The sequence below is a fragment of the Lachnospiraceae bacterium GAM79 genome (assembly GCA_020735665.1).
Classification (GTDB): Bacteria; Bacillota; Clostridia; order Lachnospirales; family Lachnospiraceae; genus Coprococcus.
The window spans coordinates 154,896-177,404 of sequence record CP085928.1 but is presented as its reverse complement, the minus strand read 5'-3'; the positions used below and the strand labels follow the sequence as shown (position 1 = coordinate 177,404).

13 protein-coding genes and 1 pseudogene are annotated in these 22,509 nt (G+C 36.4%); 2 read left to right on the top strand and 12 right to left on the bottom strand.

All coding sequences use genetic code 11. From position 1 onward, the window contains the following. Window positions 1-173: 173 nt before the first annotated feature. From LK416_00805 to LK416_00770, 8 genes are read right to left on the bottom strand one after another with little or no spacing between them, the layout of a single operon-like run. Complete coding sequence (locus tag LK416_00805) at window positions 174-866, bottom strand: phospholipase D-like domain-containing protein (protein UEA74749.1); 693 nt, start codon at window positions 864-866, stop codon at window positions 174-176. Further along, window positions 848-2,611, bottom strand: coding sequence for a DUF1998 domain-containing protein (locus LK416_00800; GenBank protein UEA74748.1), 1,764 nt, complete (start codon window positions 2,609-2,611; stop codon window positions 848-850). The genes LK416_00805 and LK416_00800 overlap by 19 nt, the downstream gene beginning before the upstream one ends. Further along, window positions 2,611-6,078 (bottom strand): DISARM system helicase DrmA, encoded by a 3,468-nt coding sequence (gene drmA / locus LK416_00795; GenBank protein ID UEA74747.1) that lies wholly within the window; start codon window positions 6,076-6,078, stop codon window positions 2,611-2,613. The genes LK416_00800 and drmA overlap by 1 nt, the downstream gene beginning before the upstream one ends. Before the next feature lie 13 nt (window positions 6,079-6,091). Then, entirely contained in the window at window positions 6,092-8,824 is a 2,733-nt protein-coding gene (locus LK416_00790) for a DEAD/DEAH box helicase family protein (protein ID UEA74746.1), read from the bottom strand. After that, window positions 8,824-10,344, bottom strand: coding sequence for a site-specific DNA-methyltransferase (locus LK416_00785; protein UEA74745.1), 1,521 nt, complete (start codon window positions 10,342-10,344; stop codon window positions 8,824-8,826). The genes LK416_00790 and LK416_00785 overlap by 1 nt, the downstream gene beginning before the upstream one ends. A 9-nt stretch (window positions 10,345-10,353) precedes the next feature. Then, a complete protein-coding gene (gene drmD / locus LK416_00780; protein ID UEA74744.1) occupies window positions 10,354-12,942 on the bottom strand; it encodes a DISARM system SNF2-like helicase DrmD in 2,589 nt (862 codons plus the stop codon). A 17-nt stretch (window positions 12,943-12,959) separates the two neighbouring features. Continuing rightward, window positions 12,960-14,231, bottom strand: a complete 1,272-nt coding sequence (locus LK416_00775) for a DNA cytosine methyltransferase (protein UEA74743.1) — start codon at window positions 14,229-14,231, stop codon at window positions 12,960-12,962. A 15-nt stretch (window positions 14,232-14,246) separates the two neighbouring features. Continuing rightward, window positions 14,247-14,516, bottom strand: a complete 270-nt coding sequence (locus LK416_00770) for a helix-turn-helix transcriptional regulator (GenBank protein UEA74742.1) — start codon at window positions 14,514-14,516, stop codon at window positions 14,247-14,249. A gap of 278 nt (window positions 14,517-14,794) precedes the next feature. On the opposite strand from LK416_00770, the gene LK416_00765 reads away from it, so the two are divergent. Next, window positions 14,795-16,177, top strand: coding sequence for an IS30 family transposase (locus LK416_00765; GenBank protein UEA74741.1), 1,383 nt, complete (start codon window positions 14,795-14,797; stop codon window positions 16,175-16,177). Next, window positions 16,170-16,397: a hypothetical protein gene (locus LK416_00760; protein ID UEA74740.1), complete on the top strand. Its 228-nt coding sequence runs from the start codon at window positions 16,170-16,172 to the stop codon at window positions 16,395-16,397. The genes LK416_00765 and LK416_00760 overlap by 8 nt, the downstream gene beginning before the upstream one ends. 668 nt (window positions 16,398-17,065) lie before the next feature. On the opposite strand, the gene LK416_00755 is transcribed toward LK416_00760, so the two are convergent. The 4 genes and pseudogenes from LK416_00755 to LK416_00740 form a co-directional block, all read right to left on the bottom strand. Further along, window positions 17,066-18,454, bottom strand: a complete 1,389-nt coding sequence (locus LK416_00755) for a hypothetical protein (protein ID UEA74739.1) — start codon at window positions 18,452-18,454, stop codon at window positions 17,066-17,068. A gap of 462 nt (window positions 18,455-18,916) precedes the next feature. Continuing rightward, window positions 18,917-19,027 (bottom strand): annotated as a pseudogene (locus tag LK416_00750) (transposase). A 226-nt stretch (window positions 19,028-19,253) separates the two neighbouring features. Beyond that, window positions 19,254-20,795 (bottom strand): glutamine-hydrolyzing GMP synthase, encoded by a 1,542-nt coding sequence (gene guaA / locus LK416_00745; GenBank protein ID UEA74738.1) that lies wholly within the window; start codon window positions 20,793-20,795, stop codon window positions 19,254-19,256. 314 nt (window positions 20,796-21,109) lie between these two features. Continuing rightward, window positions 21,110-22,357 carry a S41 family peptidase gene (locus LK416_00740; protein UEA74737.1) on the bottom strand — a complete coding sequence of 416 codons (1,248 nt, stop codon included), beginning with the start codon at window positions 22,355-22,357 and terminating at the stop codon, window positions 21,110-21,112. Between the last annotated feature and the right edge of the window lie 152 nt (window positions 22,358-22,509).

Sequence of the window (22,509 nt, the reverse complement as noted above, 5' to 3'; positions counted from 1 at the left end):
ATTAATTCTTCCCCTATCATTAAATCATACGATTCTTTTTGCCCACACAGTATAAGAAATTTTAAGGTAACTCACTGACAATAGTTTCCATAATTTCAATTTGCAAATCACATAAATACTTACGAAAATATTTTATCCCATATATGAGGAACGGATATTTATCTTTTTCGTAATTATTTTTGTTTTCCAAACACCTTCATCCTTACCATTTCCTTCATAACCTCCTCTATCTGCTTTGCCTTGTCATGGGATTCAATCAAGAATCCCATTTCAATATTTCCTTGCATTCCGTGATATGAAAGATTAGCTGACGACACCAGTGATTTCTTTACATCTGATACAATAAGTTTCGCATGCAATGCTGCCATCTTGTCATCTTCTTGCTTTTGATATTCATATATCTGTAAGAATCGCGAACGATATGACATCAGTCTGTCAAGCACTTCCTTCTGCTTTTCTGTATCATTCACATATATACGAACATATACTCCTTGCTGGCTTTTTTCAATAATAACATCAAGCATTTCGGCAAAATAATCTGAGATTGAATAACCAGTTATAGTAAGACTCTTTTCTGTATTCTCTATCAGATTACGCATTGTATCTTTGGTTCTTAATGCTATCACACGGAATGAATCTGGTGCAGTAAGGACAAGCTCTGCGTGTTCAATTTTCTTTGACGAATACATTTTCATGCAAAGGCTAATTATATCTATTATCTCCCCTTCCGAACAATTAGTAAAATGTTTTCTAAGTTCTTTAATCACACGATAAAACTGTGCACTCTCTCCATTAACAGAATAATTTTCAAGTGCATCTACTATCAGCCCTGCAATGTACTCAATTTTTACACTTGTATTCCACATAAATCTCTCACCAATTCTCTGAAATATCCCATTTTCTCATGCTCCGGTACCGGTACTACTAATGCTCTATCAAGTAGGCGGTTACCATTTTCACATGCAGTTTCTGATATCATAGTACAAGAATGACAGGCAGCCCCATTTAATCTCTCACTCGTCGGATTCTTCATAAAGCATTCTGGGTCTGTTGTACATGTTAAACCATTCTCCAGTGCCCCTTTTAAAAGCGGCAAAAACTTATTCATTCCGCCAAGTTCAACAAGTCCACCTAGTGAACCTTCCTTATCCGCCGCACCTGTGTAAATTAAAATTCCACACATATTTTCACTACTATAAATGCGTTCATGTAATGCAGATGATGAATATCCTGACTGCATAGACATTTCCTTAATCAACATATGTGAAAGTGTATGTAACAACACATACTCTGCATTTCTTGGTTTAAAATTCTCCCATCCTTTTTTCTGACAATATGCTGCATAACATTCCTCATATTTATCAGAACGAGATTTCACAGTCTCTATCTGCATCCACTGGTTTATTTTTTCCTTATTTAATTCAATGAATACACCTTCACCATTGATTTCGACTGCCGGAAGCCATTTTTCTCCCGAAGAGCACTTCAATTTTACGATATGTGACTGCTCATCCACTTCTGGTTCTGGTGCTTCCAATCTTGTAAAACCTGTCAAAACTCGTACTTCACGTAATCTATGTATTTTAATAATCCTAGAAATATACTCTTTTAAACTTTCACTCAAAGTAACTTCTTCTGCTTTGAAATACTTAACATCATGTTGATACTCGACATCCTCATGATGCGTAATAGCTGCATACTCCATTTCTTTAAGTTCAGTAAACTCTTTGATATTTTGGCTTAATCTATCATAGGCAGCTATAAAGTCTTCATAAGAATATTTATCTCCAAAATACTTCTGATAAGCAAATGAAAGACCTGCCTCTTCTCCCATAGCCTCTACCAATGTTTCAATAGTTGCTCTTTGTGCACCCATGATATCATTAATAGGATTTGTCCAAGGTGGAATTGATATTGCATTTCTTGTGACTGTAAAATACACATTAGATGCACCACGCTGGCTAGGTATTACACTCTTCTTACAAATTTTCGCCTCTGCTCCTGGTCTATGCGGATGGTTTCCTGAACAGCATAGACCAGCAAATTTTTCCTTCTGCATTGCTCCAGACATAACTCTCCTTGCACCGCAATTACACTCAACACGGAGTTCTGCAAGTGATGAAGTATTACCCATTGATTTTAGGTACATATCTTCTTTACAACTTGTTTCTCCATGATGTACCCACCATCTCCAAGGGAAATCGTCCATATGCCCATCTTCGCATACCGTTATAAATCTCGAAGGGTATGCTGGAAATCCACACTTAGGGCATTTCACTTCACCTTGATTCTTTTTGTACTGGTCCATATCAAAGTAATCTCTCATATCAAATAAGAATTTACATGTTCCCTTTGAACACACATGATAGTATGGAAATGACACAACTGGAATATCCTCTTTTCCACCTGTCTTTGGCATAAAGAATCGTCGAACATTCATATAACTAGCCAATCTTGCATCTCTAATTTCTTTACCAATATTGTTAGTATCCCAGTACTCTATATCTAAAACTGTCAATGAATCATTTACAGCATCCATTATCGAGCCTGGTCCATATGTAGTTATTAACTGATTCGGACGAATCTCGCCCAATTTTTTATAAAAATTCATCAGACACCCTCCCAATAAAAAACTGTTGATGATTGCTCAACATCACGCATAGAACTTAGTGTTGGTTTTTCTTTGTCTCCATAATATTCGCCATAGTATGTAAGTAGCCTCTTCTTATCATCAGCTACTGCTGGAACAAAATAATATAGCTTTTCGTCTTTTGCAATGTTCTTCCAAGTATTGATAAACTCATCCATTTCTTTCTCTGTATCTACATAAGACGATGGTGCAGTTATCTTAACTCGCTCAAGAATTTTGTCTTTTATATCTTTGATTTGTTCATCAGAAATATCATTAATGTTTGATGCTCCACCATTATCAGCCATCGTCTCTACCTGTAATCTTAGTAAAGAAACTACCAATGCATGTAATACTCTGTCTCTAGCTCTAGCCGCAAATGGCGTTGCTGTAGTTCCTTCTACATATCTATACATCTGTGAGTGGAAACCAACAAAATTCTCATAATTAGACAAATCCCTTGGTCTGTAAGGATTATAAACAGTAAAAATAATTCCAGGATGCTGTCGACCCACACGGCTTGTTGCCTGAATATATTCAGAGTTCTGCTTTGGCTGACCTACAACTGACATAAGTCCTAAACGGTCAACATCCATACCTACCGCTATCATATTAGTTGCAATGACAACATCATAACAGCCTTGCTTCTCCTTGTTTTTATCATAAGAAATTGCTAACTTTTCAAGAACCTGCGCAATCTCCCATGAAGGTATGCGAGATGTAATTTCCTTCTTTCCCTCAAAACTGAGATATCTCTGTTCTGAGCTATTATATTTATTCTTTACAACACGAATACGGCTTGCTATATCGTCGTCAAGAAGGCGCACTGCACCACCCAATTCTCGAATACTATTAAAGTAGCCAATCAATGTGTAATATGGATCAATATAATCCTCATATTCCGGATTCTTTGCTATATCTAGTGCTGTTTGCAAAATAATCGAATACAAACGAATAAGCGTTGTTTTTACAGATTGTCCGCTCGCACATATACCAGCATATTGACGAAATGGCTTTTTTCCATCACTAATCATTCTACTGATTTTTTCTTCTGAAGCATCAACTAAATTTTCAGTTGGAAGCGGTACTTCCTTAATAAAAAATGAATCTCTTGTATCAAAGCCACTTGGCGGAAATTGTGCAAATTCATTTCTCCCATAAAGAAACTTAATCTGTTCCCCAGCATTTCTAATAGTTGCTGTTGAAACAATATACTTAGGTCGAATCTTCTTTCCATTCTTCTCAATACAGCACATCTCTTCTACAACAGTTTCATATCCACCATAAATCGTTCCAAGAGGACCAGTAATTAAATGAAGCTCGTCCTGTATAATTAGCTCAGGAGGATAGAATTGTTTACATGCAACCGTTTCAGCCCTTTCCAATCCCGCTGCGACATCTGCATTATGTCTTCCTGCATGCTTTTCTCCAATAGCAATATGTCCACATCTACTACAATATCTATCTGTTCTGCCAAATAGCAAACCAACTCGTTCAGACCATGGAAGTCTCGCAAATTTATCTACAGTCGAAATAATCACAGTAGGACACTTTGCATAAATTTCCTCATCAACAAGATAAACCGGTATGGTTCTTCCTGTTTTTAACGAAAACATACAATTCTTATCTGCACAGTGAATTTTGACATACTTTCCCTTTTCATTGATGTCATATTCATCCCGTGTGATTTCCTTACCACAATAAGGGCATTTAATAATCTGCTTTGTAAGCTTCCTTATAAATTCTTTCTTCTTAAATTGATCAGAATCGCTGTATTCGCTAAATTTATTTGGGGTAACATTACCTCCAACCCAGAATCCAATTGAAATTCTTTCCTTACCATATAATTTTTCATTCTTCTCACGCAATTGTTCCATTGCAACAATAAGACGCATCAGTCTGTCTCTCTGCTGAGTTGTAAGTAAACGAAGCGTGTACCTTAAAAATACTGTTACTCCACCATCTTTCTCATAATCGGTTTCATCTGAAGCTGTCAGTCTCCTATATGCTATAGTAAAAGCAATCAGCCCTAAATATGCCTCTGTCTTACCACCACCAGTAGGGAAGTATAATAAATCAACAATATTTCGTTCCGGAGACTCACCATCCATAATCCCATACAAATTCAAAAGAACAAATGCAATCTGGAATGGTCTCCACTCACTGTGATCTTTCTTTCTTCCTTTTTCTGGCATATCAGTCATATAATCTCTTAAGCTGCAAGGAATGCCATTACCATAATCTTTTGAAAAAGCTGTAATACTTCTCTGTAAATACATTGCTTGATTCATAAATACAAACGCTTGATATACCTTATCATTGTTTTCAATCAAATCAATTCCAGCATTCATCCTACGATTTGCATCATTGCATTTATCAATAATAGTCTGACCTGTTGCCTTAAATTTATCATCATGCATAGCTTCGTCGTTTGTCAATGCATCTGTAATCCAACTTCCATACATTTCTGTCAATGTACGAAGATTCTGAATAACTTCTGACTTTTTCCTTGGTGAGCCCATCTGAAGCATCGAAAAGGCATGCTCCGGCATATCATCTATCTGTGCACTTACACTTGGAATTTCATAATCTGGAATAAATGATGATTTTATAGCAGTTGCATTTATCTCTTCTGCTTTCTTTTCCCAAGTAGCAGCACAACCTCTTCCTCTTGCATAAACTGGTCTGCCTTTATAATAATATTCATCCTCTAATTCAACTTTTCTACAGAGATATTCTGGTACAAAAATAGGACTCATCAAATCATCTGCTATGAGCATCTCCACTTGGAACATTACCTTTGCATATTCTTTTTCATCGCCATCTAACTTATCATTATTATGCAAATAAACCGATACCATCTTGTATCCATTGTCTAACTGCATCTTCATAACATAAATATAGATGTTTCCATTAGACTCAAGTGGAATCTGCTTCGAACGCCCCATCAGATTAAAATCGATTTCCACAACATCATTCATCTGCTCACGAATATATATGGTATGTTTCTTCTTTTTCTTATTCTCTGCATCTTCTTCTAAGGTTTCATCTATTACTTCACCTTGCACCTGTTCTGCATAATACTTTCCCCAATTAATATAAGCATTAACCTTTTGAACATCATCAGAGACATAGAAAGACACACCTATAGAAGACGGCTTCTGAAAACCACCTTTTACTCTATCCTCTGGTTCCTCTTCTTCAAAAATTCCTGCCTCCAAAGTTTCTCCATCAGCATCGAAATTCTTTTCTGTAAACTCTACATCATTGTAATTTTCATCTTCCGTTACATCTGTATCAGCCGGATATAATAATCCCGTAATATAACTACTCGTTGGTACTTCATTCAATTGTTCACAATCTGATGTTGGTCCTATTAAGTCTTTTCGTACTGCATCTAAAATCTTCTGTCGAACAATAGCATGTTTAAAATCCTTTATATCAGCCATCTACAACCTCCGTTTATTCTCCGTCTACTACAACAGGAATTGCCATACCAATTACATATTTGAATGTATTACCTACTATAATCTTATCCCCTGGCACTAGGCGGTACTCCCAAGTCTTTCCGTCCGCATCCACCTGTGATGCACATTCGCACCACTTAATTGCAGCCTTTGCTTTTTCCTGTACATCTTCATTATCTGTTTGATTTGCAGCCTTCACTTCAATCATATATTTCTTATCAGCCGTCTCTACTAAGAAATCAGGATTATACTGTTTTGCTGCCTTATAAAATAGTCCTAACTGATTCAAAGGCGGCTTTATAAATCTAATAACTTCTGAATCCTCTTCTAATACCACGGACAACCTTCTCTCATCATCACTATCAAATGCATTCTCTGCATAATATGATTTTTTATAGCCTTCAAACAAATATTGCTTAATATTTTTCTTATCTGGCACTTCCTTCTTAAAATTCAGTCGTCCATTTTCCTTCATATTCTTCGCAAATGATTTGAATACAATAAGGTCTTTCTGAACGTTAAATACAAACTCAGTGCTTTCTTCCTTTGACGCATATATCTGTTTTCTTAAGTCCTCTACTATAACAGTTGCATATCTACGGACAATCTTCTTTTTTTCTTCATCCGTACCTTCGATTAATGCGAGATACTGATCAACCACCTCAAGAATAAATTCTGCATCATCAGAACTAAACTCCGGAATACTCTCCAATAAAGAAACTGCAAGCATATTCTCAGGATTTTCTACAATAAGTGCATCTGCATCCAGCACTTGCAGCAACTTACCATTTACAGCGTCATATCTCTCGATTCTCGATGCCGCAACATCAAAATCCATAATATTTCGTTTAACAGTAAAAGACTTAAATGTAATTGTTGAACTATAGCTAATTCCAATCTTTGGAACAGAGATAGCAACTTTCTTTAACTCTTCAACTTTCTTGATAAACTCTTGTTTTGCATATGGCAATACATTCTTACTGCCAGATGACTTCTGTAAATCAATCTGTAATGAAGCATCCCCCTGATGTACAGTAAATGATGTATCAACTGCATCAGTGCCCATGCCCGTCTGTGTCATTTTGTGCTCTGATGCTGTGCCATCATTTGTTTCTTTTTCATTATCGTTAGCAAAATAATCAAAAATAGACATCTGTCCACTATCACTTTCGGACTTCTTGGGTGCTACTTTCTTTACAAATGCTTTCTGATACTCAGCAAACAGATTCTCCACCACATTTTCATTATTCAAATCTTGGTATGATTTCACTTTACTTTCGCATAACGCTTCATCAAATAATGAAATCTGCTGGTTCTCAACTGCTGGCTCTACCATAACTGTTTTTGTGTTCGGTATATCTTCCTCATCAAGATTTCTCTTCTTAAATACAGGGTTATTTTTGATATCATCCACAATCTCTCGATAATGATCGTGAGCAACAATATCCAAGGTATCTAATTCCTCAATACCCGTTATCTCACCAAAAGGAAGCCTCAATCCTCTACCAATAGTTTGAAGTGCCAATATATCACTCTTTGCAGCATTAAGTGGGATAATCGTAAACAGATTATTTACATCCCAACCTTCTTTCAGCTTATATACATGCAGCACAATCTCAATTGGATTGGTATTTTTCTCAATGGTTAGTAATTTCTGAATGTTTTCTTCTGTCTCTGCACCACTTGTGCTGGAGTCAATTTCAATAACCTTACCAACATAACGACCTCCAAAAAAAGCATCGGAATCTATTTTTTCTTTTATTTTTCTAGCATGTGTTGTATCTTTACAAGCTATCAAAACAATTGGCTTTACTTGTTCTAATTGATTATCTATACAATATTTATATACGATGGACTTTCTTCTCTCATGAAGCTTGATTCCATCTTTCAACTTCATTTCCTCTATATCATCAACTGAATATCCTGCTGTATTTGTTCTTCCCATAACAACCGGAATCTTCAAAAACTTCCCAGCTCCATCCTCTAATCCGTAGTGATAAATAATATTCTTATTTGTACTTTTAGGTGTAGCAGTATATTCTAATCCCAACACTGGATTAAGATAATTAATCGCTTTCTTTGATGCTGGGGCATAGTAACGATGCGCTTCATCCATACAAATAACCAAGTCATCAAACGAACGTAACACATCCGCAAAAGAGCCACCCAAATTTTCATTAAACTTGTGAAATTTAAATTCGATATCTCCCCTAGTAAAAATCTTTGAAATATTAAAGATAAATATCTGAATATCAGATGTTTTTTCTACCACCATTTCCTCTTGGATATATCTTACCGGGTATGATAAATAATTTTCCCCATCATAAACTTTGGGTCTTCCCATCTCTGCTTCAAGTCCCTTAAACATGTATTTTGGATGTCCCGGGACCGCCTCTCGACGCATCTTGTCGTAAATCGTATTTCCTGGTGCCAGAATAAAGAAATGTTTGTACCCTTTTGTTTTGTATAAATAATAAATACATGCACCCATTAAACGGGGCTTACCAATACCGGTTGTCATATCAAAGCAGAATGATGGAAAATCAAATTCCTTATCTACAGATATTGTATGTGGAGCTTGGCAATTCTCTGATGCTATTTTCTCTGCTTCAGCTTTTGAACTAGTTCTATACTCAATCTTGGAACTGATTGCATCAAAGTATTGTAGCGCTTCATACTGAGGATCACGCAGGCTCATAGCCCATTTGATTTTATCTACTGAACTCATTATTCCTGCACCTCACTTTCAAAATTACATTTATCCAATAAATCCTTTGGTATTTTTTTCACTTCCACATTCTCTGGAAGAATCATGTCAGCTTGATTTTTCTTACAATAGATAAGTAAACTCTGCTTATCCCCTAAGTTCTTCATTATCGACATCACATACTTTGTATTAACAAATTCTTCCGTAATATGTATGAATCGATTCTCTGATGAATGTCCTTGAAACTCCCCAGATGGTTCATAGGTAAATCCTTCTATCTTGCAAATAGCTTCACATACCATATCCCATGTATAGGATGGATTTATTTGATAAACTGGAAGAACTTTGTTCTTTACAAGTAATGGTTCTGCAAGTTCGTAGAATTTATATCCCCCACCACCTTGCCAACCTAATTTTTTAGATATATCAAGACCATCATTTCCATCAATAACTTTATCCAATCTTAATTTGCATTGGTTATATGCTTGTTCTCCAATTTCTACTCCAATCCACCTTCTGTTCATTTTATGAGCAACTGCAATAGTTGTACCTGATCCCAAAAAAGAATCCAAGATAATATCTCCTGGCTTTGTGGCAATTTCTAGAATACGTTCAATTAACTTTTCTGGTTTTGGTGTAGCAAATGGATCCTCAGGATTAATCTGCTTCACTTCTTTTTTTGCATCCTGCGTCGAACCTACATCTTCATATTTCCAGATAGTCATTGGCACACTTCCACTTTTAACTTCGCTTAAAAACGTCTTTTTTCTTGGCACATTATTACCATTAATGCCAAACCAAATTCTATTATCACTCACTAACCTGTCAAATTCTTCTTTAGACGAAATCCAACTACGACTTTTTGTTGGCGTTACAACTCTACCACTTGGGGTTGTAATTGGATAATCCGTATTTCCACTATATGTTCGAGCTGTAAAATCGCTTGATGTCCATGGTCCTCTTGGATCATTGTCCGGATTTTTATATCTACTATTCATTCCTGCAGTTCTCGGCAATAAATTCGGTTTCCATAGGTTTTTATTTTTTGCATAGACTAAAATAAAATCATGTGAATCAGATAACCATTTTGCATCATTTTGAGGAGAAAATTTTTTTTCCCAAATAACATTACTAACGAAATTAGAACGCATAAATATTTCATCACACAATACTTTCAAATATGCCTGCTCATCATCATCTATACTTATCCAAATAGTACCATCTTCTGATAATAATTCCTTAAGTATAAGTAAACGTTTCCTTATCATACTTAACCATATACTATGTTCAAGATTGTCATCATACTGTGCAAACGCACTACCCGTGTTATACGGTGGGTCAATATATATACACTTTACTCTTCCTCTAAATTTATTCTCTAACGCTTTTAACGCAAGAAGGTTATCTCCATGAATCAACATATTTTCTGTGTCCGGGTCACCATATGATTTTGATTTATCTTCAATTAATATTCTTGGTTCAAGTTTCTCTTCCTCATATTTACCAACCCAAGTCAATTCTAACTTGCCTTTTTTCTCCATGGTAGCCTCCTAAAACTTAATCACTATCTTTGTTACCAATTGTGTGTTTACCAATATATCTTCTGCAAACTGCTTCTGCATATTTACAGCTTCTTCTTCCAATGTCGACATTTCATCATGAAATGCCCGTACCATTTTTTGTTTCTGTTCTTCTAAAATTTCTATTTGTTTTTTTAATGCAATCTTCTGTCTAAAATCGCCTTCAATTGCATATTTTTCTTTAAGCTCGTCTAATTCTGATGTATCCTTGACTCTGAGCAAATATTCCTCTTTTCTTAATTGTAGCCAATTATCCAATTTTTTCTGATTAGCAATCAAAACTGTTCTTTTAGATTCTGCATATTTCTGCTGCATAAATTCATCCACTTTGTCAATATATGAAAGGATTTCTTGATTATTTGGTGTCTTTTCTTCCAGGCACTGCTCCTGCAATTTTTCACAAAGCTCTCTAGCCAACTCATCTGAAACACCATATATCTTCCCTGTTATATCAATAATTTCAAATACTGCATCTTCAAGAATCTCACCAACATAAGAACCACCAACAAGTAAATATCCGTGTTGAATTCCCGGAATTTCCAAGTCTATATTAGTTTCATAGTACTTTGGACATGTCCCATTTTCCTCTTTACTTCTACCATTCCAATACTCAAACTGTGAATCATATTCCGCTATTTCTTCCATAATACTATTAAAATGCAACTTATGTTGTTCCTCTGTCTTATATGTAAATATGGATTTCAGTTCATCCATTTTCTTGTTTCGTTTCTTTTCTAATTCCTTTTCCAAATTCTTAAATTGCTTTGTAAAATCTGATGTCGTTTTACATTCCTGATAAATAAGTGTAACTCTTTTTTCAAAATCTGCTCCACTTTCTAATAATCCAATAGCTTTATCTGATGCACCAAATACGCCTTGGAATAACTCGAATTTTTCTGAAAGAATTTCATATACTCTCTTATCTGCTACATTCTGAGTATTAAGCAAATTAATAACCACAACATCGTTCTTTTGTCCATAACGATGACAGCGACCAATTCGCTGCTCTATCTTCTGCGGATTCCAAGGAAGGTCATAGTTTATAATCGTATTACAAAACTGAAGATTCAATCCTTCCGAACCGGAATCTGTTACAAGCAAAATTTTGTATTCATCCCTAAATGCTTCTACGATGGCATTCTTCAATTCAACATTTCTACTACCCACATACTTTCCATAGTTTCTAGCTTTCCATGCCTTATAAATCTGTTTAGTAACAGGATCATTTGTACTACCATTAAACTTAAGTATCTGACCTTCATATCCGGCATGAGATAATTCTTCAAACATGTATTGTTGCGTTCTAATAGATTCCGTAAACACAACAATTCTTTGTTTTATGCCAGCTTCATTTTGAAATACAAAAGCTTTCTCCACTGCCTGTTTCAAGGCTGTCATCTTCGCATTTCTTTTTATACTTTCAGCTTTATTAATAATGGCTGTTACCTCATCTATTTCATGCTGAATAAATTCATTTACCTTTTCTCTTGTGTATAATTCATCCTGCTTACTATCATCATCCTTCTCTATTTCATCATCATCAAAAAAACTAAGGAAAAAATCAATACTTTCATCCGCTGATTCAGTTCTAGTTGTTTCCTTCAAAGTTTCAAGTCTGCCTTTTAATACCTTGAAGGTTTCTGCAACTGCCATACTTGATGATGCAAGCAATTTTCTAATAACAGATGTAATAAGTGTTCTGTGTGAATTGGGCAAAGCATACAAGATTTCCTTTTTCAGATAATTATTTATCATCACATAAAGTTCTATCTCCATTGGCGATAGTTCAAAATCAATTGTCATTTCTTTACGCTCTGAAAATTGGATATACTCTGCTACTTCTTTTCGTAAAGTTCTTTGCACAACAGGTTCTAAACAAGCCTTCAAATCATTGTAATCTTCTCCTCGCAAATATCTTTCGGAAAATATCTGCTTACTATAAAAAACTCTATCATCGATAAACTGAACAAGTCCATATATATCAAGTAAAGTATTCTGCATAGGAGTCGCAGTTAATAGAATCTTTGGAATTCCCTTTGTTAATTCATATAATGAGTTAGCCATCTTTGAACCATTCTTATATACATTCCTAAGCCGATGTGCTTCATCAAATACACAAAAATCCCAAGCTATCTTTCCGAACTCTGCTTTTCTTTTTGAGGCAAAGTGGTAGGAAGCAATAATTACTGCTTGTTTACTCTTTACCTTTGCGAGATAATCCTCCCAGTTAGAACTATCCACAATTAATGAATCAATATCAAATTTCTCTTCTAATTCAACTTGCCATTGCTTTCGCAGATTTGATGGCATAATAAGTAGTATTTTATTTTTTCCACTGCATAGCAAATACTTGATGACCAAGCCAGCCTCAATAGTTTTTCCAAGACCTACCTCATCTGCAAGAATTGCTCCACCAAGCTTTAATGAAGATAGTGCAAATGTGAATGCTTCAACCTGATGAGGATTGATGTCAATATCAGCCATATGCAAACAACTATATGGATTATTTTTCAATTCTTGTTGCTTTAACTCAGCATATGTACTTTCAACAATACCCATTTGCAAAACCTCCAATTTTATTTTCTTAATTGTTCTTTTATTTTATCTGCTATTACCTTTGCCATCATTGGCGGAACCGCATTCCCCACCTGAACAAATTGTGCTGTCCTTGGTCCTTCAAAATAATAATTATCTGGAAACGACTGTATTCTTGCTGCTTCCCGCACTGTAATTGATCTATGTTGCTCTATATCTGGATGAATGAAATAATGTCCATCTTTCGATAAATGAGCAAGTATTGTGTGACAATGATCCATATCACCCTCAACAACTTTAAATCGATCTACAAATGAAGTTCTATTTTTATGTGTTTTCAAATCTTCTGGTAAATCATCATATTTCAAACGTTCATGCTGTTCGTTTTCAAACCACATGTCTATTGTTCTCTTATATATTTCAATATCCTGTGCAGTATGTGGTCTTGCAGCATGACCTGTTAATACATCTGATTTCATGCGAATACCATTATCTTTAACATATTTTTTTAGTCTTCGCATATCATTCATCGTATGTTCTCTTGCCTCAATACCTGGAGTCAATGGTGGTAAATCCTTCAATAAATCCCATACTTCTGCTTTACTATGGATCACATCAAATGACGGATATTCATAACCTGTACCTTTAAGCCAACCTACTATAATTACTCTTTTTCTACTTTGTAATACTCCAAAATTCTGAGCGTTCAACTCATGATAATCAATTTCATAACCCACACGTTTCATATATGTCTGGAGATTTTTAAATGCTACCCCACCTCTCGCAGTCTTTATGCCCGCCACATTCTCAAACACAAACATTCTTGGCTTATACTTCTTAAGGAATTGAACATACATCTTATATAATTCATTTCTTGGATCATCTTCCATTGGAACAATCATATGACTGCTCTGTGCTCTTCCCACCAAAGAATATGCTTGGCAGGGAGGACCACCTATAATTACATCAATCTTATCAATTTCTTTTTCCCTTTTGATATCATCAATTGTGTTGAAAATCCCTTTAATTGTGGATTCTGACATTTCTTGATTAATTACAGTCTTAAGTTCCTCTTTTGGTATTTTCTCCAAAAGTTGTTCTCTGGTTATTTTTCCTTTTTCATAATCATAATAACTTTTAATTTTGCCATTATCTTTTAGGTAATAATATGCTATTCTTGTTTCTATTGTTTTTGCTGCATGCTCATTCATTTCCACATGTGCAACCGGTCTATAGCCACTTTGTATAAATCCTTCTGAAAGTCCACCGGCACCAGCAAAGAGATCAATATAATTTAATCCATTTTCATTCATGGTTGTTCTACCTCATTATCTCACATTTACTGTCCCATTATCTGGACTTGTATTCTCTTTATGGATTTTTTTCTTTACTTCAGCTAAATCAGTAAACTCCATAATATCAGATATATCACATTCCAATTCAGCACATATTTTTTCTAATACGGTCATAGCAACCATCTCTTCATTTGTCATTTTAGCCATAGTACTACTGCTAATTTTTATCTTTTTACACAGTTGGCTCTTATTTATTTTTTTATCAATCATTAATTTCCATAATTTATTGTATGATACAGCCATATTATCCTCCGTGCCTTTAGGAATACAATTTCACTATTTTATTATATATTATCTCAATTTCGTTGTAAAACATTTTATTTGATTTCTCGAACACTTTTTTCAAGTTGTAAAATAAGTCAGCAGAGGAATCATCTCCCTCTGCCCTTATTCCACATCGTAAAGTGAATTTTTAAATTCCAGTTTTTTTACCCTCAAAAACAGAAATCCGGAATTTACTCTTGCACATAGTTTTTGTTACAATCTCATATGGTTATCTGTCTGTTGGAAAGGATTACCATATGAGCGAACATAATCAAAAACATTTAACCCTGTCCAACAGGACTTATATAGAACAGGAACTGTTGCAAAAGAGTACTTTTTCTTCCATAGGTGAAGTCTTGCATAAAGATCCTTCTACTATTTCAAAGGAAGTAAAACGTTACTCTAAAACTGTTCCTGCTAAACACAGCTACAAATGCAATCTCTGTAAACATTACAAAGACTGTGATTTATTAAGTAGTGAACTCCATTGTCAAAGTTACCATAATCGCTACTGCTCCTTCTATTGCAAACGCTGTTATCGTCGTAACCCAACCAATGTATGTCCGTATTTCTTGCCTTACAAATGCGATAAAATTAACAAACCACCATATGTTTGTAATTACTGTGAGGATTACAAATCCTGTCCTCTGGACAAGAAAATATATGATGCTTCTTATGCCCAAAGGCAATACGAGAAAAATCTTTATAATTCCCGTAAAGGCATTAACATGACTCCGGAAGAATTGCAGGAACTCAACGATTTAATATCTCCCCTTATCTTGAAGGGACAGCCATTAAGTCATATCTTTGCAGTACATGCTGATGAGATTCCTGTATGCAGAAGAACACTCTACAACTATCTGGATCAGCGTGTGTTTCAGGCAAGAAACATTGATTTACCTCGCCGTGTCCGTTACAAAAAACGGAAGAAAAAGTCCGAACCAAGAAAGAACAAAAATCTTCAACAGGTATATCGTAACAAACGTACCTATGTGGATTTTGAGCGTTTTATGGAGGCTCATCCGGACCTTGATGTTGTTGAAATGGATACAGTCAAGGGTGGACGCGATAAAGGAAAATACCTTCTCACACTACTCTTTAGAAGCTGTAGTTTTATGATTGTAATACTTATGCCGGACTGCACCCAAAGAAGCGTAATCAAAGCAATAAATGATCTTACCGAAGTTCTTGGCATCAGAACCTTTAAGAAGTATTTTCCGGTAATTCTGACGGACAATGGTTCTGAATTTAAAAATCCATGGGATATCGAAAAGACCGAATCCGGAACCCACAGAACCTATGTATTCTACTGTGACCCTTATGTTTCCAATCAAAAAGGACGTTTGGAAAAGAATCATGAATACATTCGCTATGTTATTCCCAAAGGTCGTAGCATGTATCGATACACACAAGATGACATCAATCTTATGACCAGCCATATCAACTCTACCGCAAGAGACAGCTTAAATGGCGCAACTCCTTTTGATTTGGCTGCCCTGCTTCTTGATGCAAAGATACCAGCTCTTGCAGGACAGGTTAGAATTCCAGCTGACGATGTCTGTCTGAAGCCTTCTCTTATTGAAGACAACGTTTCCAAAAGAAACAAAGCGTCTACGGAAGGTGGTGATATCAATGGCTAAAAAGTACAAAAAGAAGTATAAACGCCTGGAAGAACGCTACGAAATTCTCAATGAACACATGCTTGACATAACGGATGATAATGAGCGGTATCTCAACGAATTACGTTATCTTGAAGCCTTTATAGAATGGAGAAATCTTAATGAAGAATTCCTGTACTTTAAGAATAACGCATATGAAAAGTATGACGAAGATTTACCATTCTCAAGATTAACTTTATAAAACAAAAATACCGTCCAGCAAGTCGATATTTGTCTCCCCAGACGATTGACCCTTGCCAGCCGGTATAATCATAAAAGAAGCAGATAGATAACCACCGAGCGACCACGAAGCGCAAAATCCAACTTCATTTCTGACGTTAGACGGGTGGAATTTATTTTTTCTCAAACTGCTCCAGTCGTCTGTTTGCCATGCAAACAAACAGACTTCATAACACGAATTATAGCACTTTTCAGGGTACTTTTGTATAGGGTATCTTCAAAAAAGTTGCTCAAAACCGAAAATACGAGGTCAAGTCAGTTAGAACTGGAATTTAGTTTTTCATTTGACCCCTTATCCCGCCCACAAATAGAGCCAAACTAGAGCCATTTGATAAAACAAATGCCGGAAGCACGCATAAATACAGGTTTTCGGCATTTTAATCCGTTATTCAAACTCCCTACAGGTTAAGTTATTTCCTGTGTTTGAGTCGATTTTTGCTTCCGAAAACAACGTCTTTTCGTCTATTTCTCTTTATTATTTTCAGTTTTCAAAATTTCAGGTATCATTCGGGTATCACGAATGGATATCAATGTTCCTACTGGTATTATGACTCTGATGAAGTTAATTTACAAGTGGTAAATCCCAAGTATTCATCACCACAACCTACCAACATCTTATATATCATTCAATTACCTTTTATTCTGCTTATTTTCTTTATTCAATTTCCAAAGAAAATATCCAGGTCTCTCTCTCACATCACCAAATAACTTGACTGTGTCTTTTATTCCACCAATTGCAGCTACTGACGCCGCAATTAAGCTTAACATATTATTTCCACTCATCATACTATTTGTAAGCAATGAGCCAGTTGCTATCGTTGTTTCTATCCCAAGGGATCTGATTATCGAACGCGTTTCTCGATTTATTTGATTTATATATGTTTCATTAATCGCATATGTCACTTCTTGCAATTCATTTTCTAATTGTTCATTGTCCTTTATATTTGACAAATGTAATAATTTTTCGCCAAGTTCAGTTCTAAAATTTGCAAAACTCTCTCCATAATCATTTCGAATACTAATAATATCAGTTATTTTACTATTCTCTAATACTGGAACATCAAGTCGAAGAGCCATATTGGCAATCTGGCTATCAACAGATTGTTTCCCCATCTCTTTTGACAGCAATTGTGCCTTCAATGTAGATTGCGTTAGATACATTGTATTTAATCTACTTGCTAAATAAACTTCTTGAAAAGTTTCATCATACATATGTAAACATGCTTTATTTACCGATTGATCTAACCAAATATTAAAAGTATCCTGTGAAATATTGTCAGGTGTAAAAAACCTAAATGTGGCCTTTCTTGTATTTTCATCAAAATCAACTACTTCACTCTCTTGATATTGAACAATTTCTCCATTTCTAAATCCACAATCAGGGAAATGGATGAATAATCCTGTTCCTCTAGTCAATGGTTTGTCTAACTCAACACGTAAACCTCCATCCATCCTAACTGTGTTATGTACTTGAACATTCTTTTTAAGAAAGTCCATTATAGGTTGAGGCAGACTCTTGCTATAGTTATTTGCATCATAAGTAATAGGCACATTCATTGGTGCCTCATGTAGATATGAAATGGGAATATATTTTACATAGTTGCATACAACCAGTATTGTGCTTTCCTTCATATATTTTAAAGCAGCTACCAACTGTTCTCTATCAATAGTATTATCACTATTCATTCCATAATATTCAGCCATAACTTTAGTAGAATTGCTTTTTTTCTCGGTTAATTCAAATAATGGATCTGAAATAGTTACTACATCTACATAAAGAGCCAGCTGCTTTAACAATTCTTCTCTTGGTCGTTCCGAAAAAGATTCTATGGTCACTGCAATTTTTCTTGAATCAAATATTATTTCTCTACAAATTTCCCCCATGTTTGAAATAACATATTCTCTGTATCTGTTCAATTCTTTCTCTAATTCATAATCGCTTAACGCACTGAAATTGTCCTCCAACCCATAACCAAACAAAAAGCTTTCCGTCAGAAAATCAAAATTAATATGTGACATAAACCTTCTCTCCTTTATGTGTATTCTTCTAAAATTTCATTGTTACAAAAAATGTGAGTAATATCCATTTCTGCAGTTGATAAAACCAACCTTGAGTATTATATTCTTGTAATGCTTTCTGACTCTATTTTCTTAATTGCATCTTCTTGTCTATGCTCTCCCTCGACATTAATTTCATGTTCTATCTTTACAATACTAATAATCTCCCGAGTGATTGTTATGCCTAAGCAAATACAAGCCGTGATGCTGATGCATCAGATCAATACTGACTACCTGACTGTGTGTTTCATCATAAAATGTAAGATGCTTAAGTTTACCATTTTGCACAATGGCATATGACCTATTCGCTGTATGAGAATATTCAGGTGCTTTTACAGAACCACTATCCTGAATAATCACTTGAATTTCATCCACCTCACCTACAGAATGATAATTCTGTCCACCTTCTTTAAAATGGAAGTTACCTAAATCACGCTTTAGCTGTCCATATATTATTTTTCTACGATACTTTGGTGCAAATACAATGTGATACTTACAATTCCATTTGGTGTGTGCTAAACTATTCATATCCATATGGATACCTCTGCTTGTAATGTGGTTGGCGAACCAACATTATTATAGCACTGGAGATTTTTTCTGTAAGCTAAAGCATTTCCAACCACTCGCATAGCAAGTGGTTTATTTGTTTCCAGCATTCCATTTTTCGGAACACGAAAAATTTCATCCTGGAAACAGGGTCTTGCCCTAACAAAAAAGCTCCAGAAACGGCTTGTTTTCGCTGTTTCTGAAGCTCTGTTTACTACTCAAACTCAATCGTTCCAGGTGGCTTACTCGTCAGATCATACATTACTCGATTGACACCCTTCACTTCATTAATAATTCTTGTCATTACTCTCTGCAATACTTCAAACGGAATATCCGCGCAGTCAGCAGTCATGAAATCACTGGTGCATACGGCACGAAGTGCAACTGCATAGTCGTAGGTACGTTCATCACCCATAACACCAACCGAACGCATGTTGGTAAGCGCTGCAAAATACTGTCCAAGTCCTTTATCAAGACCTGCTTTTGCAATCTCCTCACGATAGATATAGTCAGCATCCTGAACAATCTTAACCTTCTCAGCCGTTACTTCCCCAACAATACGGATTCCAAGACCCGGACCCGGGAATGGCTGACGGCTTACCAGATACTCTGGGATACCAAGCTCACGACCCGCTTTACGAACCTCGTCCTTGAACAGGAGACGAAGCGGTTCAACAATTTCTTTGAAATCAACATAATCCGGAAGTCCGCCTACGTTGTGGTGACTCTTGATCGTTGCAGATTTTCCGAGACCGGATTCGATCACATCAGGGTAAATTGTTCCCTGTACCAAGAAGTCGACAGCGCCGATCTTCTTTGCTTCTTCCTCAAATACACGGATAAATTCTTCACCGATGATCTTACGTTTTGCTTCCGGTTCAACAACTCCTGCAAGTTTCTGGTAGAAACGATCCTGCGCATTTACACGGATGAAGTTCAGATCATATGGACCATCCGGACCAAATACTGCTTCGACTTCATCACCCTCGTTCTTACGAAGAAGTCCCTGATCGACAAATACACAGGTAAGCTGCTTGCCGACTGCCTTGGATAACAGAACGGCTGCAACCGATGAATCTACACCACCGGATAATGCACAGAGCACTTTTCCATTTCCAATCTTCTCACGCAGACTCTTGATCGTATCTTCAACGAAAGAATCCATCTTCCAGTCACCGGAGCATTTACATACATCCATGACAAATGCACGAAGCATCTTCATTCCTTCTTCTGTATGCATAACCTCTGGATGGAACTGTGTTGCATACAAGTTCTTCTCTGCATTTTCCATTGCCGCAAATGGACAGTTTGGAGTCGTTGCAGTTGATACAAATCCTTCCGGTGCTTCTGCGATATAGTCGGTATGACTCATCCAGCAGATTGTTGATTTATTTACATCTTTAAACAAAATGGAATTCTTATCCACTGTTACCTCAGTTCTGCCATATTCACTGACCGGAGCAGTTGCTACCTTACCGCCGAGCACATGTGCCATCAACTGTGAACCATAACAGATTCCAAGGATTGGAATACCCAGTTCAAAAATTTCCTTGCTGTAACTTGGTGAATCAGCTTTGTATACACTATTCGGTCCACCGGTGAAAATAATGCCTTTCGGGTTCATCTTCTTGATCTCGTCAATGCTCATAGTGTACGGATGTACTTCTGCATAGACATTACATTCTCTGACCCTTCGTGCAATAAGCTGATTGTACTGACCACCAAAGTCCAGTACGATAATCAATTCCTTATTCATGAAAGTTTCTCCTTTATTTTTCTTACCCGTGCGCACTCGCAAATACTTCGTATTTCCTCTCTCGCACGGGTTTTCCTTTTCGCCGTGCGCACTCGCAAATACTTCGTATTTCCTCTCTCGCACGGGTTTTCCTTTTCGCCGTGCGCACTCGCAAATACTTCGTATTTCCTCGTTGTCGGGCTTTCGCCCTATCAAAATAAACTCTAATGCTTTCGTCTGCAAGCAGCCGAATCATCAGAGTTTATTTTGGCACGGCTCAATGCTTACGCATATTATACCATGTAATTATTCTATTTTCTACACCTAATCCTGCTCTATTTTACCTTCCCGCGCAATACTTCCAGACCTTTCTGGTACTGTGTATCCTTCTCGCCTTGGAAATCATCTGCCGTATAATCTTCCGGTAATTTCACTTCGATATCCGGAGCTACACCCTTCTTATGAATGTCATTTCCATTTGGAGTGAAATATTTGGCAGTTGTAAGCTTTATTGCTGAGCCATCAGAAAGCGGAATAACCGACTGTACGATTCCCTTTCCATATGTGTTCTCGCCAATGATCGTCGCAACACCATATTCCTTTAATGCTGCTGTCATGATCTCAGATGCACTTGCGCTCTCCCCATTTACAAGCACTACCATCGGAAGATCAAGCTGCTCATCGTCCGTAGATTCATAAGTTGATAAGACATTTCCATTCTTATCTTCCTGATATACGATTTTTCCGGCAGGGAGCAGATAATCGCACATATCGACAACTGTAGTTAACATTCCACCCGGATCTGAACGAAGGTCGATCATCAGTGCTGTCATGCCCTGAGACTTCAGATCTTCTACAGCATCCCTGAATAAATCATTTGTATTTGCTACAAACTGTGTTACACGGACGTAACCAATCTTCTTATCTGCATCTGCCATAAAGTAGGAAACGGTACTGTTCTCCAGTTTTCTTCTGGTAATGGTTACTGTATGATACTTTCTCTCACTTGGTCTATAGATTTCAAGGGTAACATCCGTACCTTCTTCTCCACGTATCTTTGTAACCAGATAGTCCAGATCGTCGGATTCCTGAATCTCATAATCATCAATCTTACAGATCAGATCGTCAGGTTTGATGTCTACTTCGGAAGCCGGTGAATCCTCTGTAATGCTAACCGCAATCGCATATCCGGTTTCCTCATCCTGTCTTACGACAACACCGATACCTGCATATTCACCGGAGCTGTCTTCCTGCAGTTTTGCATATTCCTCTGGTGTATAATATTTTGCATATGGATCATCCAACGCCTCGATCAAGCCAGCATACAGACCATTCTGCATATCCTCGTCTGAGGTGTCAAAATAATAGGACTTATCGATAATCGTTTCCAGACTCGCAAGCTTCTCCAACGTGTTTTCGTCTACGACCGAACCATCATAATCCAGATTATTATGTCGCTTTCCGGCATCTGAATTCAGATCACCACTCTTTGAATTATCCTTAGTAAAAGAACAACCCATCATTCCGGCGCATCCGGCTATAACCACCACACCGAGAATCCATCTCTTAAAATTATGTCTCATGTTACCTCCAGTGATGCATTTTTCGCATCAGCGTCCTTTCATAAACTTAAAAATATACATTTACCCATATGTCAGATCATAAATTATGTATAATCCTATAGGTATTCTGTAAATTTTCTTTTATAAACGACAACAGACAAATCCAGTTTTCA

Bases quoted from the DNA above. Each gene is read 5' to 3' on its own strand.
- LK416_00790 (UEA74746.1), bottom strand. From the start codon at position 8,824: ATGAGTTCAGTAGATAAAATCAAATGGGCTATGAGCCTGCGTGATCCT.
- guaA (UEA74738.1), bottom strand. From the start codon at position 20,795: ATGAATAAGGAATTGATTATCGTACTGGACTTTGGTGGTCAGTACAAT.
- drmD (UEA74744.1), bottom strand. From the start codon at position 12,942: ATGGGTATTGTTGAAAGTACATATGCTGAGTTAAAGCAACAAGAATTG.
- LK416_00770 (UEA74742.1), bottom strand. From the start codon at position 14,516: ATGGCTGTATCATACAATAAATTATGGAAATTAATGATTGATAAAAAA.
- drmA (UEA74747.1), bottom strand. From the start codon at position 6,078: ATGGCTGATATAAAGGATTTTAAACATGCTATTGTTCGACAGAAGATT.
- LK416_00760 (UEA74740.1), top strand. From the start codon at position 16,170: ATGGCTAAAAAGTACAAAAAGAAGTATAAACGCCTGGAAGAACGCTAC.
- LK416_00785 (UEA74745.1), bottom strand. From the start codon at position 10,344: ATGGAGAAAAAAGGCAAGTTAGAATTGACTTGGGTTGGTAAATATGAG.
- LK416_00755 (UEA74739.1), bottom strand. From the start codon at position 18,454: ATGTCACATATTAATTTTGATTTTCTGACGGAAAGCTTTTTGTTTGGT.
- LK416_00765 (UEA74741.1), top strand. From the start codon at position 14,795: ATGAGCGAACATAATCAAAAACATTTAACCCTGTCCAACAGGACTTAT.
- LK416_00775 (UEA74743.1), bottom strand. From the start codon at position 14,231: ATGAATGAAAATGGATTAAATTATATTGATCTCTTTGCTGGTGCCGGT.
- LK416_00740 (UEA74737.1), bottom strand. From the start codon at position 22,357: ATGAGACATAATTTTAAGAGATGGATTCTCGGTGTGGTGGTTATAGCC.
- LK416_00805 (UEA74749.1), bottom strand. From the start codon at position 866: ATGTGGAATACAAGTGTAAAAATTGAGTACATTGCAGGGCTGATAGTA.
- LK416_00800 (UEA74748.1), bottom strand. From the start codon at position 2,611: ATGAATTTTTATAAAAAATTGGGCGAGATTCGTCCGAATCAGTTAATA.